The organism is Pseudomonas sp. WJP1 (assembly GCF_028471945.1).
In the GTDB taxonomy this organism is placed as follows: domain Bacteria; phylum Pseudomonadota; class Gammaproteobacteria; order Pseudomonadales; family Pseudomonadaceae; genus Aquipseudomonas.
In genome coordinates, this window is the sequence record NZ_CP110128.1 from 3545914 (window position 1) to 3560113 (window position 14200).

The window sequence follows — 14200 nt, forward strand, 5'->3', positions numbered from 1 at the left end:
GGCACCTGCGGGTGCCGCGCCGCTTTGCGAAATCATTCAAGATTCCACCAGGTAGACTCACATGTTTTTGGCTGTTCGCTTTTCCCATGCAGGCTGGCTCAACGGATTGCTGCTGGGCCTGACCTGCAGCGCCACCCTGCCCGCCTTCGCCGATACCGATTCAAACCTTTTGACCCGCAATACCCTGACCGGCGATTGGGGTGGTCTACGCCACCAGATGGACGAAAACGGCATCAAGTTCACCGGCGATTACAGCGGCGAAACCGCTTATAACGCCGATGGCGGCCTGCACCGTTCAGCCCGTTACTCGCAGAACATCAAGCTCGGCGCGCAGTTCGACCTGAGCAAACTGTATGGCGTGGATAACGCCGGCAAGATTCAGCTGACTATCAACGACCGACGCGGCAATAGCGCCTCCGAGGATCTGGTCGGCAACCGCCTGCCCATCCAGGAAAACTACGGCGGTCTCTACACTCGCCTGACTGAACTCAGTTACGAGCGCAGCCTGTTCACCCCGGCGCTCAACGTTAAGCTGGGTTACATGGCCATGGGCAACGACCTCGGTGGCCTCGACAGTGGCATTCTCTGCAACTTCATGAACGCCGGTTTCTGCGGCCATCCGCTGAATATGTCTGGCGGTAGTGGCTGGACCAACTACCCCAACGCCCACTTGGGCGTGCGCATGAAGTACGACCTGTCCTCGTCTTGGCAACTACGTGTGGCGGCCTTCAATGTCGATCCTGAGAGCAACGGCAATTCCAGCCGTGCCTGGCATCTGGGCCCGAAACATACGACCGGCACCGTGGTACCGATCGAACTGGTGTACAAGCACGCGGGTGAGTTACCCGGCGAGTACAAGGTTGGCTACTACTACGACAGTTCCGACGTGAAACGCATCGGCAGCGATAAAGAAGTGTCCGGCCGCAGCGGTCATTACCTGCTGATTGATCAGGCCGTGTGGAGTTCGCAATCGTCCGAGGGCCGCAGTCTGCACGCCTTCGGCCAATACTCGGCGGCCAGCGAAGCGGCTTCGCCGTTCAGCAAGTGGTACGGCACCGGCGTGGTTCTGTACAAACCGTTCGAGGGTCGCCCGCGTGACACCGTCGCTCTGGGCTATGGCCGGGCTGTACCTAACCCGCGCAGCCGCGATGTGCAGGAGGACGCCGCGCTGGCCAATGGCACAACGTTCCCGAATCTGGACAGTGCCGAACAACTGATCGAGCTTGGCTACGGCTACCAAGCCACTCCTTGGTTGACGCTGCGCCCGAATGTGCAATACATCATCGAACCCGGCGCGTTTTCCGGGCAAGACATCGACAATGCGCTGGTGCTCGGTTTGCAGGTGAAAGCCGCGCTCTGAACTCTCGGTCAGGGAACCTCAAAGAAAAAGGAAAACCGGCGCAAGGCCGGTTTTTTTGTTGTTCGATTATCCTCCCCTGTCGACCGTCAATCGCTGACGGCCGCGAGAAACCCTGCGATTGACGCCAAGGTCTTTTACTCATTCCCGTTCACTTTCTCACGGTTTCGTTCGCTAATCGCACGACATCTCGTGCCGGGACACCCACCACCCCCCGTTGTTTGGCACGCTATGCACACCTAGCAGTCATGATGATCCAATCGGGTTTTCCATCAGATCATTCTGTTCAGCCATACAAAAACGGGAGTACGTCTTGATCAACAAAACATTTGAATCCGTCGCTGCTGCACTGGACGGCATTGCCGACGGTTCGGTCATCATGGTGGGTGGCTTCGGCACTGCCGGGATGCCGTCGGAATTGGTTGATGGCGTCATCGCTTCGGGTGCTCGCGAGCTGACCATCATCAGCAACAATGCCGGCAACGGTGAGATCGGTCTGGCTGCATTGCTCAAGGCCGGGCGAGTGGCCAAGGTCATCTGTTCGTTTCCACGCCAATCCGATTCCTATGTATTCGACGAACTCTACCTGGCGGGCAAGGTGCAACTTGAGGTCGTGCCTCAAGGCAATCTGGCCGAACGCATTCGCGCGGCTGGCTCTGGAATCGGTGCGTTTTATTCGCCAACCGGATACGGCACCTTGCTGGCCGAAGGCAAGGAAAACCGAGTGATCGACGGTCGCAACTATGTGCTGGAAATGCCGTTGCATGCCGATGTCGCACTGATCAAGGCTGAAAATGGCGATCGCTGGGGCAATCTCACCTATCGCAAAGCCGCGCGTAATTTTGGACCGATCATGGCAATGGCAGCGAAAACGACAATCGCCCAGGTCAAGCGGATCGTCGAGTTGGGAGAGTTGGACCCCGAACACATTGTCACGCCGGGGATCTTCGTTCAGCGCGTGGTCGCAGTGCCGCTCGCCCCCATCTCGAATGCCAACGTCAACTGAGGCCCGCCATGACTGTTATGAAAAAACTATCGCGTAGCGAAATGGCCCAGCGTGTGGCCGACGATATTCTCGAGGGTTCTTACGTGAACCTGGGCATTGGCGTGCCCACGCTGGTGGCCAACTACCTCGGTGACAAGGAAGTGTTCCTGCACAGTGAAAACGGTGTACTGGGCATGGGCCCGAGTCCTGCGCCGGGGGAGGAAGACGATGACCTGATCAACGCGGGCAAACAGCATGTGACGTTGCTGGCCGGTGGTGCTTATTTTCACCACGCCGATTCGTTCTCGATGATGCGCGGTGGGCACATCGATATTGCCGTGCTTGGCGCCTTCCAGGTTTCGGTCAACGGCGACCTTGCCAACTGGCACACCGGCGCCGAAGGGTCAATTCCCGCAGTGGGTGGCGCGATGGACCTTGCGACTGGCGCGCGTCAGGTGTTCGTCATGATGGATCACCTGACCAAGACTGGCGAAAGCAAATTGGTGCCGCAATGCACCTACCCGCTGACCGGGATTGGCTGCGTGACTCGGATTTATACCGACCTGGTTATTCTGGACGTCACTGCGAAAGGCTTGAAGGTCCGGGAGATTGTCGCTGATATCAGCTTTGAGGACTTGCAAGCGCTCAGTGGCGTGCCGTTGATTCGATAACGGATCAAGTTTGCGTGGTCACGCAGCAATGTGCCGGACGGTTTCAAGCTCGTCCGGCAACGGGTGTTCACGGCTCCAGGGCTCAAACGAGCATCAACATGGCGCTGTATTGGCTGCAAGCAATAATAAAAGTAGCGTGGCAAGGAAGGTAATATATTTAAACTCCATTTTTGAGGTTGAACCAGATAATAACTCAAGGCTTTTAAGGTGAAGCCTAGGCATCATAAAGCTAATGCAACTGGCATAAAAATTCGCTTTTTCGATTCCCTTCACTCCCGCCACGACAATAAAAACGAATCCCGAAAAAACCAAAAATAAGTACGACCCCAATCATGTCGTTAAATACGTTATTCGTTTCTTGTACGCGAAGCTCTACAAGTCACTTTCTGCCAAAAGACTGGCGCCAAAAAACACTCTTAATGTTTTGGCAGCGCGTTTGAACTATGCGCAGTCGCTACCAGTGCCGGCTAGCACTCTCAATACCTTTTCGTAATAAGCGTAACTCACTTTTAATAGAAGCAGCCTCATTTTGCGTGGCTAAACTTCTGTTCAAGGCCCTTCACAAGTGGATCCAACGGGGTGTAGGTGTAATTGGTTTGCGCAAAAAGACTTTAGCGCAAGTTCAGTTTTCAACTATGAACTGGATCACCCTCTGGCTCTAGACTTTAACTTTAAATAGGTGGACCACTCTTGCTCCAGTAGAAGTTATCGGCTAGCTGATGCAGTTGAAGATTTATCGGCGGTTGGACCAGAGTGAAATAGCGTTTATTCCTCCTTTTCGCCAACGAGGACCGAAACGATGACGGATATCCAGCAGCTGGTTCCACGGGTGCCAAAGCCTCCCATGAGGCGGCTGCGCGTATACGCTTTCGATCCACAGTCTTCGGTCGAACTGAAGACTGCGGTCATTAATGACGCGGTCATTGAGCTTCCATGGGAAACACGTTGGGAAGACCAGTTGGAGCCAGGGCCCATTAACGACTATCTCGAGGTGATCGATTACGATCCCAGTTCAGACCTTTTTTACGCCCCTGTCGATCTCAACGCGCCCTTTCTGCTGGCTCAAGATGGGTTACCACCGTCCGAAGGTTGCCCACAGTTCCATCAGCAGATGGTGTTCGCGGTTGCGATGCGCACGATCCGTAATTTCGAGCGGGCGCTTGGGCGAGTGGTCTTGTGGGCTGGCGACAGGAATGCATCTAAAGACACTCCGGATCGGAGCTTCACACGTCGGTTGCGGATCTATCCCCACGGCCTTCGCGAAAAGAATGCCTATTACAGCCCCAGCAAGCGCGCGCTGCTTTTCGGGTACTTCAAGCATCCAGAAGACGATACCGCTTCCAGTAGCTGGGTCTTCACTTGTCTGTCGCAAGACATCGTTGCCCATGAGACAACACATGCGATTCTTCACGGAATGCGGCAGCGCTCGATCGAATCCACCAATCTCGACTCACTGGCCTTTCATGAGGCTTTTGCCGATATCATCGCGCTGCTCCAGCATTTCAGTTTGACGAATGTCGTACGGCATCAGCTGGCACAGAGTAAAGGTTCGCTGCGCGAGCCGGGCCTGTTGAATGGACTTGCACTTCAGTTTGGTCACGCTACGGGACGCCGCGGGGCGTTGCGCTATGCACTGCAGTATCTAGGGTCTCCCGTAACATCGGCCGGTGCTACATCCCGGGCCGATAAGAACGGCAGTGGCAAAATCAAGCCACCCAAGAAACTCTCTGAAACATTCGAAGCGCACGAGCGTGGTGGCTTTCTCGTTGCTGCCATCTTTGATGCATTCGTCACCATTTACGAGCATAAGACTGCTGATCTCTTTCGCCTCGCGCGGTCGAGTGCCGCACCCAATCAGGATTATCTCTCTGCAGAACTCGTTGACCGTTTGGCTGTTGAGGCCGGAAGAGCCGCGGACCAGGTGCTTCGCATGTGCGTGCGGGCGCTGGACTATACCCCCCCGGTTGACCTGCACTTTGGCGAATATTTGCGGGCAATTATCACGGCCGATACTGATCTGGTGGCTAACGATCCGATGCGCTATCGCATCGCTTTCGTCGAAGCCTTTAGAAAGCGTGGCATCACCGTGCCCGGTTGCATCTCGATGGCACCTGACAGCTTGCTATGGGATGAGCCGGATCTTTCTGAGACCCCCGAGTTTGGTGAAGCCGGCGGGAATCCCGAAGAGGGGCTCAGCAACGTCTTCTCTGAACTGTTGGCCACACTCAAACTGTCCATTTCACTCGGGCCCATGCACGCGTCTAGTGTGCATGGAGCCTCTGGCGGGGGGCGACGCAACCTCCGCGAAGCCGCTGTCGGCGTAATCCAGCGTAACCAGTTACTCATTCATGAGTGGTTCAAGGAAGACAGTGCGTTCGACGAGGGGTGGGAGAAGCTGATCGGCATGCGTCTGCTTGCCTTCGATGATCCTCGTCGCAAGGCACCGCTGACCAACGTCCCTACATTGTGGACAGGCAAGGCGAATGAGAATGGCGAATTTTCCAAGGTTCCGAAGTTCGAGGTGCATTCAGCGCGGATCGCTCGGCGAGCCGGACCCGAAGGGCAAGAGACGCATCAACTCATCATCCAGATGACGCAGAAACGACGTGGTTACGACGATTCGATCGACCAAGAGAAGGCGGATGCCGGTGACACTGCTCTCCTCGCGCGTGACCCCGACTTCTGGTTCCGCGGCGGCGCGACCATTCATATTGACCTGCGCGATGGCAAGCTGATTCGGATCATCAGAAAGAATGTTTGCGACGACAAACGCTTGGCTGCCCAGCGTGACTTCCGTACAGGCAAAACGTCGGGACAGGCGATTGGCTCACGTGTGAGCGCCAATCTTGAGCCATTTGCCTTCCTGCACAGGAGCTTCGAATGACTCGACAAAAGAAAGGCGCCCCCGCTAACGCGAAGAGCCAGATAATCGTACGCATGTACCGGGCGTTGGGTGCTCAAGGGCGCGAATATGCCGGCTTTCTGGGCGATTGTTTCCTTATCCGCGTGCTCAACGGCAATGAACCACCTGCACATATCCTGATCGACTTTGGCATTCTGATGGGCAGTGCGCAGGCCGAAGCACGTATGCGGCAAATTGCTACCGATATCGTCAAGACGACAGGTGGCACCTTCGCGGCGGATGGCAGCGTACTGACAAAAGGTTCGCTCGATTTGCTGGTCATCACGCACGAACACTGGGACCACATCTCTGGTTTTTCGCAGGCGCAAGACATCATCTTCGGCGGCCTTGCCATCAATAAACTCTGGATGGCCTGGACCGAGGATGACAACGATGCCTTTGCCAATCAGCTACGCCAGGATCGCGACAAGCGCGGGGTTGCATTGGCGGCTCTTTCCGAAATCATTCAGCAGGCTGCGGCGAGTACAACCCCATCGCTGTTTGCCGCCGATCGGCAGGTTGCACTTTCCGGCCTCGACGCTTTTTTAGGGCCACTTGTTGCAAACAGTGGGGCCGAGCCGGTCGATGCCGCGCTCGGTGCCGCGCGGGTCAAAACCAAGCGGCTTAAAGGCCGCGACATCATGGAAAAGGTCAAAGCTGAGGCGCTCTCCAGGGAATTCCTGTCACCCGGTCAGGTTATCGCCGCTCCTGGAGCACTCAAGGCCTTTGTTCTCGGCCCTCCGCGCGATTGGGAGAAGCTGAAAAAGGACAAACCTTCGTCGGGTCCGGCGAAAGAGACGTATCTGGATAACAGGGCCTTTGAGGATCTTCTGTTTCGCTTGGTCGACGGTGAGTCCCACGACCCCGATAACGACTTGCCGTTCGCAAACCGATCACATCGCATCCGTACAGACCAGGTTCGCTCGGCGGACAGTGCGTCGAGCGCCATTGATGTAAACACCGACACCGGTATTCTCCGATGGCTCAATCAGCACTACTGTGCTGGGTCCGACAGAGACGGACGCGATCAATCGCGTCGGGCAATCGATTCCGATTGGCTCGGTGCCGCCGGCCCGCTTGCGATGCAACTCGACTCTGACACCAACAATACGAGCCTGGTGCTTGCGTTTGAGCTTCCCGACGAAACCTTCATGCTTTTTCCTGGCGATGCACAGGTTGGCAATTGGTTGTCCTGGCACGATCAGAACTACAAGGACGACACCCGTGAGCTCTCGGCGACTCAGATTCTCGGGCTTGTGCGCTTTTACAAGGTCGGGCACCACGGCAGTCACAACGCAACGCTGAAGGACAAAGGCCTCGACCTGATGACTCATCGCGAGCTGGTGGCAGCGATTTCCACTGACGAGGCTTTCGGCAACCAGCAAGGCGCCAAAGGTTGGCAGATGCCTAATCCTCATCTGAAGGAGGCCATCCTGGCCGCCACCAAAGGGCGAACGTTTCGCAACGATGACTCCCTCAATGCGGACTACACGCCGTTCAAACACTCTCTGAATTCCACAGATCTCTATCTTGAGTACACCGTGTTTTAATCCGACGGAGCAAGCACCATGGTTTTCGATCTGGAGCACGCCAAACAATTTCTTGCCACCGCCAGCTTACCGCCGCAAATCGCGAGCGTTGAACTCGGCGCCCTCTGGCGGGAGAGATAGATCATGGCCAAATGCCCCTTTGCCGAACAGCGCCCCATTACCGGTACCAGCGGGAGTTACACGGGCGGCGTGTTCAAAATTGTCCATCACACGACGGAAGGTGGTAGCGCAGAGGGCGCCTTTACCGCGTTCAAGTCCAACCGGTCGGACCCGCACTTCACGGTGGACGCCAGCAAAATTTACCAGCATATCGACACCGACACAGCGGCGCGCTCGCTACGCAATGCAGAAGGCGGTGTACAAACCAACCGGGATCGAGCCCTGCAGATAGAAGTTGTCGGTTTCGCCGGTAAACCCAAAAACAAAGCGACGCTGAAGAACCTGGCCCGCCTCTGCCGTTGGCTCGAGCAGATTCATGACGTCCCGTTGGTTTGGCCGGCGGGGCTGCCCAAGCCCGCAAAAAACGGCAAGGATCCGGGCGGTCATTTGCGCAGTACGGAGAACTGGGCCAAAGGCGGACATTTCGGACACTGCCATGTACCCGAAAACACACACTGGGATCCCGCCTATACAAAGACCGAGGTCGAGTACCTGATGGCGGCAAAATTTGATGCCGCCGGCAAGTTAACCAATGCCCAGGATCCTGCCGTTGTAGCACTGGAAAATCAGCCGATGGCAATAGACGGCGATACGACGTTCGAGATCATGGCGGATCATGCCGATGTTGGGGAGGCACCAACGAGGAATGTACAGCCCGTCAATGTCGCACTGAGTGAGCAACCGGAACCTGCAGCACGTCGCCCGGAGTCAGGCGCGGGACTGTGTCTATCCGGCGGTGGTTACCGCGCAATGCTGTTTCACGTGGGAAGCCTTTGGCGCCTCTATGAAAGCGGTCAGCTCTTTAGGCTGCAGCGTATTTCGAGCGTGTCGGGCGGCTCGATCACAAGCGCGGTTCTCGCACTGGCCTGGAAGCATCTACCTTTTGATGGTGCTCGGGCGCCCTTCGAGGCCCGTGTGGTCGGACCCATTCGTGAGCTTGCAAGACGCACGCTTGACGCCGAAGCGATCATCGGCGGCATTCTGCTTCCCGGCAGTATTGGGGAGAAAGTCGCTGCGGCCTATGACAAGTACCTCTTCCACGGGGAAACATTGCAGGCCCTGCCTGATACCCCTCGCTTTGTAATCAATGCCACCAACGTGCAATCCGGCGTGCTGTGGCGTTTCTCCAAACCTTATATGGGTGACTATCGCGTTGGCCGCATCGAAAATCCTGATTTTTCGATCGCCCGGGCGGTCGCAGCCTCTTCAGCCTTTCCACCAGTACTATCACCGCTGACCATCGAACTTCATCCGGCCGCATTTAAACCTGGCTCGGGCGACGACATGCAACGTCCACCTTTTACCTCTGATGTCGTACTGGCCGACGGCGGCGTTTATGACAACCTGGGCCTGGAGACCGTTTGGAAACGCTACGAAACGGTGCTTGTCAGCGACGCTGGCGCCAAAATAAAACCAGAGGAAGAGCCTAAACACGATTGGCCACGCCACGCCTATCGCGTCCTGGATCTGATCGACAATCAGGTGCGTAGTCTTCGCAAACACGCGCTCATAGCGAGCTATCAAGCCAAACCTCATGATCCCGGCAAGCGCCTGGGAACGTATTGGGGAATAGGCACCCCGTACGATCACTATTCGGGCCGCGCACTCACTCTCAGTTGCAAACCTGCGCGCACTCAGGAGCTGGCCGGCATCGCTACGCGTCTGAAGCGGCTGGATGAGGAGTTGCAGGAACGATTGATCAATTGGGGATACGCGGTTACGGATGCGGCTTTACGCACATACGTCGATCCCAAGCTGAATAAACCCAACGCGTTTCCCTATCCCGATAGCGGTGTCTGATACGAGACATCGAATGTTGTCCCCTCCCGCATTTCGTAAGGAGACCAGGCATGCCTTCTTTACGTCTCATCCTGCTTTTTGATGGCACCGACAACACGCCCAAGGATCGCACCAACGTCTGGCGTACCTATGGGTTGCTCGCGGAAAAAGACGTGAATGGTGTTCCCCAGAAAAAGGAATACATCACGGGAGTCGGTACCGACGTTGGCGAACTCGTCCGAGGCAGCATCTTTGGCCAGGGCGTTGCCCGCAAAATTCGTGAAGGCTACGAATGGCTGGTCGAGAATTATCAGGACGACACGGAGATTTACGTCTTCGGCTTCAGCCGCGGCGCGTTCGCCGCTCGCAGCCTCGTGCAGATGATCGCCATCTGCGGACTTGCACGCCCGGACACGCTCAAGGAATGGAGCACCAAGGAAATTTTCGACCGTTATGCAGATATTTCGCAGCAGGATAGCGAGGTCATCCGCCCCATGTGGCGATTGCGCTACTGGCAGGGCCACCCGACGGAGGCGCCTCCCGGCTGGCATCCCGACCGCTTGGAGGCCCGCCTCATCGATGACGTCTACGTGCGTGCGGTGAAGATCCGTATGGCCGGCCTGTGGGACACCGTTGGCGCCATCGATGCCGACGCCCTGCAAAACAAAGACGCACACCGCGGCAAATCCGCCGCTCACAACGTGCGACCCACACGGGCGCAGGGATACGGCCACCATGCCCTTGCCATTGACGAACACCGCCCAATGTTCGAGGCCTCCCTGTGGCGCGCCTTCGCCGAGACGGGAAAGGAAGCGCAAACACTCGACGATTTCACTGAATGCTACGAGCAACGCTGGTTTATCGGTGCGCACTCCGATGTTGGCGGCGGCTACCAGGACGATGATCTACCCAATATTACCCTGCAGTGGATGATGCAGAAGGCCACTGCGCTCGGCCTTGCGTTCACTCACACCATCGAGCCCCGCCCTGGCGCGTGGCACGACCCCATTCACGACAGTTTCAAAGCCTTCGCTGGTCAGATCCTCAACATCTGGGACGAAATCAAAAACGGCGACCAGCGTAATTACCGAGATATCGGCAGGCTACCCCGCAGTATCGTCACGTCTGGAGGTACGGCCGGCTCCCTGTGCACCATTAATGAAACCATTGATGATTCCGTGCTACGCCGCTGGCAGGAGGACCCGACCTACCGCCCGCCCAAGCTGGTGGAGTACTTTGTTCGAAACCCCGGTGAGCTTCCCCACGGTACAACCACGGCGCAACGAACCCAGCGCATCTACGCCGAAAAATACTGGAACCCGACCGGTGTGTTCCTGCGCGCCGGCGTCCGTTACCGAGCCCACGTCGTGCCCGGGGTTGGCGAACCCTTACGCGATCTCAAGTACATCGCGCGCAGTATCGACGGCGAGGACTGGGACAGCGTCGCCCACAGGGCTGCCTCACTCGTCCATGGCAAGCGCAAGGATGACGCCAAATGGTTCGCCCTCATCGGCACCGTGGACAAGTACCACCCTTGGGTAATGAAAGACGGTGGTGAGTTCACCGTGCCCGTCAGCGGCCAGATGCTCTGCTACTTCAACGATGTGCAGATCGAACTAGGGTTTTACGATAATAATTCTGGCTGGGTAATGTTGGAAATCGAGCGACTCTAGCCATCGGCGCGCTCCGCGAGGGGTGATCCTGTGGCTCTTGTCGTTAAGCCATGCGAGGAGCACCCATGGCCGCTGATTCGTCTGCTACGTTCTTGTACTGAATCGCCCGGGTTTCGTCGGCAGGCGAGCCATGGTTCGGCGCCATAGGAGGTCATATGTTAGCGGTGGATTTTGCCAATATCGTAACTCCCTTGGCCTGGCCAGTCACATCGTTACTTATTGCAGCGCTCTTCTACAGGCCAGTCTGTGCCGTTCTCGAACGGCTCGCAGAAACAGTCACATTCAAAACAATAAAGGTAAAGGTACTGGGTGTGGAGGCTGAGCTCACACCTGAGTACGCTCGTACTGTTCTGCATGAGCTTCTGGATGACATTACAGCAACGTCAAATCAGCTAACACCAGAGGAGGTCGCTCTCTTTGACTCTATTTTGGTTGCAGCAGGAAAAAAATCTGTCGCTGAACTTATTCCCGGCTTTGAACGTGAGAGTCCAGAGCATGCGCAATTGCGAAATCTTCGAGATCAGAAGCTGGTACTGCCGAAAGAGAAACGCTCTTGGAAGGCTACTAGTCATCCGGTCGTTACCCCGTATGGGCATCTCGTCGCCAGCCTACGTACAACTAACGCAGAACGAGCGCGCTCGTTCAAACAGAATGGGGCATAGTCCATTCTTTATGATTACTCCAGGATTTCAGGCAATGAATTTGAATGAGTGCCATTCTTGTTATTGTACGCATCAACCATTGCCTTCGCCAACTTTTGCGCATCAATCTTGTGATTAATCGGCATGATTTCCCCGCCCCTCAAGCCAAGCGACTCTAAGTAGTAGTAGTTAATTTTATCCAAATCAACTCCATCTTCGGCTAGGCGTCTGTTTCCAACAAGCACCAGGCACCCTTCCGCTAATCGATAATAGTGCCGATCCGAATCACTCAGCCATTCAAGCATTGTATTATCACCGCCACTGACACTATTGCGTATGTTTGCTTTTTGGAGCGCCTGCAAAAGCTCCTTTGTTGAGGTTAGAGTCGAAATAGGCGGTGACAACACTCCATCTCTTGTGTCCGATTCGTTGTCTGGCACTTGGCTGATAGGCGTGCTCTGACTGATCGGCGTCGCCTGAGTGGGACTGGAATGCTTCCTTTCTCCCAAGAGGTCATTTTGAGAAAGCGTCACTATCAAGGCCGTCAGGGCAGCGATGACAGCAGCGATTCCAGAAAGAATGCCAGGAAGGGTTTTCCACCATGAACCTTTTTCGTTTCCTTCATCCATTGTTCGGCTCATCGAATTAGTGCCACTTGGTACATTTACGCCCGTTGTCAGTTGCACGCCGAAGTATCTTTAACCTGGTGCAGGTTGAAATTTCCACTCCACGTTCGGTTGGTCTACACAATCCCACTGCGTGATGGCACCTCCGTTTCCTTGAGTTGCGCCCTGCTGGTGAACACATTTTCCGCTATGCTGAAACTTTAAGAAAAAATATCCGTCACTTGCTGGTATCTGTTTCAATTTCACGTTCGGCTGGTCTACACAATCCCACTGCGTGATGGCATCTCCGTTTCTTTGAGTTGCGCCCTGTTGATGAACACATTTTCCGCTATGCTGAAACTTCAAGAAAAAATATCCGTCGCCTGCGGGTATTTTCTCCAGTTTCACGTTTGGCTGGTTCACGCAGCTCCATTGCGTGATGGCGTCTCCGTTTCCTTGAGTCGCGCCATGCTGATGAAGGCACTTACCACTATGTTTCGCCACAACAAAAAAATACTCTGAGGCATTAGCTTGTGAGTAACTAGTCAAAAAGCAAAAAGCAAATAAGATGATTTTCTTCATGCTAAAGACCCTCTCAGCCTAAAGATTAAGTATCAATCCTTTGCAGAGGCTTTCGCAAATCACCTAACTACTAAGTGACATGGACTACAAGCCCATTGACCTCTATAAGCATAGACAGCGATCCCAAGAAGTCCAGTATCTGGTCGCGGTAAGGTGGGCGTTCTCATTTGAGGTAAGTCGAGTCGTTTCCGGAGCAGGACGGCCGTAATCGCCTCGCGAGCCTCCTCGCCCGCTTCGAACTGTCCGGCGGCAACATCGTCAACGTGGTCCAGTTCGCCGCAATCGAAGCGATCGCGGCAAGTCGCCCGTCGATCCGCCTGAGTGACGCGGTGACCGGTGTGCAGCGGGAGTTCGAAAAAGAAGGCAAGGTGTTTTCGCAATCTCGTCGAGGAAACCCCGGAATGACAGCGGTATCAATCAGCTAGCCCGGATGCAACTGAACACGTGTCTAGACGAGCAACATCGACCTTTAATCGTAGGCTACCCATCAAGGACTCTATAGATCTCCGAAACCACCTGCATCGTTGCGTCTTCAATCGTTCCTTCATTACGGCATAAAACCCAGTCGAGATCTGCAATCGCACGCTCGAACGCCTTGGTACAAGCGACATGTTCTTCCAGCTTATGGATCACAGTACTGCTCAGCCCACGCCGTCGAGCCGCTGCCCTCGCCCACGAAATATCAGGGGCGGTGACAACCCCGACATGCAGGTCTGGCACTCGCACGTTTCGATCAATGTTCAACTGTAGAATCTCTGCAAACGGGACTATCCGGCGAAACGCGGCATCAGACGGGTACCAGCGATCGATCAAGATGATGCTGCCTGGTGGCTGTTTAGTCAGCACGTGCCGGGAGATCCAGGTACGGCTATCAGCAAAGCGCTCACAAACCTCCAACTCCAGATCCCGGGAGGGATTTCTGACGAATTTGTTAACGAGAGTCATTGTTTCACCCCTGAAGGGGTCGCTTTTTCTCTCGCAAAGTCGGATCACCTTTTGGTTGTCGGCCCTCAGTGCTTTCGTAACGGCCTCCAACAGTGTGGTTTTGCCGGCTCCCTTGGGCCCATCCAGAGAAACAAACAGCGCACGATTCATTCTTCACATAACGATTGATATACGGTTTTTTTCCCGGTTCGTTCGCTGGAACCGCTTGGTGCGACTATGCGAATCGAGTAGAGGGTTCTTATGAACTGACGAACACTCTAACATCGCGGATCCAAGGTTGCTTCCAGCATCAGCGCCCTCTCCTGCTCGACCTCCATCGCCTCAGTCCAAGTCCACAGAGGCAGGGAGCGC

The 14200-nt window shown here is 55.5% G+C and carries 11 protein-coding genes; 8 read left to right on the forward strand and 3 right to left on the reverse strand.

The annotated features are described in order from the left end of the window. Positions 1–61: 61 nt before the first annotated feature. The 8 genes from OH720_RS15905 to OH720_RS15940 all read left to right on the forward strand — a co-directional run bounded on the left by OH720_RS15905 (position 62) and on the right by OH720_RS15940 (position 11738). The gene (locus OH720_RS15905) at positions 62–1360 is read left to right on the forward strand and encodes a carbohydrate porin (protein ID WP_272601920.1); all 1299 of its coding nucleotides are present in this window, start codon (positions 62–64) and stop codon (positions 1358–1360) included. 310 nt (positions 1361–1670) lie between these two features. Continuing rightward, positions 1671–2363, forward strand: a complete 693-nt coding sequence (locus OH720_RS15910; RefSeq protein WP_272601921.1) for a 3-oxoacid CoA-transferase subunit A — start codon at positions 1671–1673, stop codon at positions 2361–2363. Between the two features lie 8 nt (positions 2364–2371). Beyond that, positions 2372–3013: a 3-oxoacid CoA-transferase subunit B gene (locus OH720_RS15915; RefSeq protein WP_272601922.1), complete on the forward strand. Its 642-nt coding sequence runs from the start codon at positions 2372–2374 to the stop codon at positions 3011–3013. A 799-nt stretch (positions 3014–3812) separates the two neighbouring features. After that, entirely contained in the window at positions 3813–5897 is a 2085-nt protein-coding gene (locus OH720_RS15920; RefSeq protein WP_272601923.1) for a hypothetical protein, read from the forward strand. Continuing rightward, positions 5894–7465 carry a hypothetical protein gene (locus tag OH720_RS15925; RefSeq protein ID WP_272601924.1) on the forward strand — a complete coding sequence of 524 codons (1572 nt, stop codon included), beginning with the start codon at positions 5894–5896 and terminating at the stop codon, positions 7463–7465. The genes OH720_RS15920 and OH720_RS15925 overlap by 4 nt, the downstream gene beginning before the upstream one ends. A gap of 123 nt (positions 7466–7588) precedes the next feature. Beyond that, complete coding sequence (locus tag OH720_RS15930) at positions 7589–9424, forward strand: patatin-like phospholipase family protein (RefSeq protein ID WP_272601925.1); 1836 nt, start codon at positions 7589–7591, stop codon at positions 9422–9424. Between the two features lie 50 nt (positions 9425–9474). Continuing rightward, positions 9475–11076, forward strand: a complete 1602-nt coding sequence (locus OH720_RS15935) for a phospholipase effector Tle1 domain-containing protein (RefSeq protein WP_272601926.1) — start codon at positions 9475–9477, stop codon at positions 11074–11076. Between the two features lie 155 nt (positions 11077–11231). After that, entirely contained in the window at positions 11232–11738 is a 507-nt protein-coding gene (locus OH720_RS15940) for a hypothetical protein (RefSeq protein WP_272601927.1), read from the forward strand. A 14-nt stretch (positions 11739–11752) separates the two neighbouring features. Here OH720_RS15940 and OH720_RS15945 read toward each other — a convergent pair whose 3' ends face one another. From OH720_RS15945 to OH720_RS15955, 3 genes are all read right to left on the reverse strand, one after another. Beyond that, a complete protein-coding gene (locus OH720_RS15945) occupies positions 11753–12346 on the reverse strand; it encodes a hypothetical protein (protein ID WP_272601928.1) in 594 nt (197 codons plus the stop codon). Between the two features lie 69 nt (positions 12347–12415). Then, a complete protein-coding gene (locus OH720_RS15950) occupies positions 12416–12904 on the reverse strand; it encodes an RICIN domain-containing protein (protein WP_272601929.1) in 489 nt (162 codons plus the stop codon). A gap of 480 nt (positions 12905–13384) precedes the next feature. Beyond that, positions 13385–13999: a dTMP kinase gene (locus OH720_RS15955; protein ID WP_272601930.1), complete on the reverse strand. Its 615-nt coding sequence runs from the start codon at positions 13997–13999 to the stop codon at positions 13385–13387. Positions 14000–14200 lie beyond the last annotated feature (201 nt).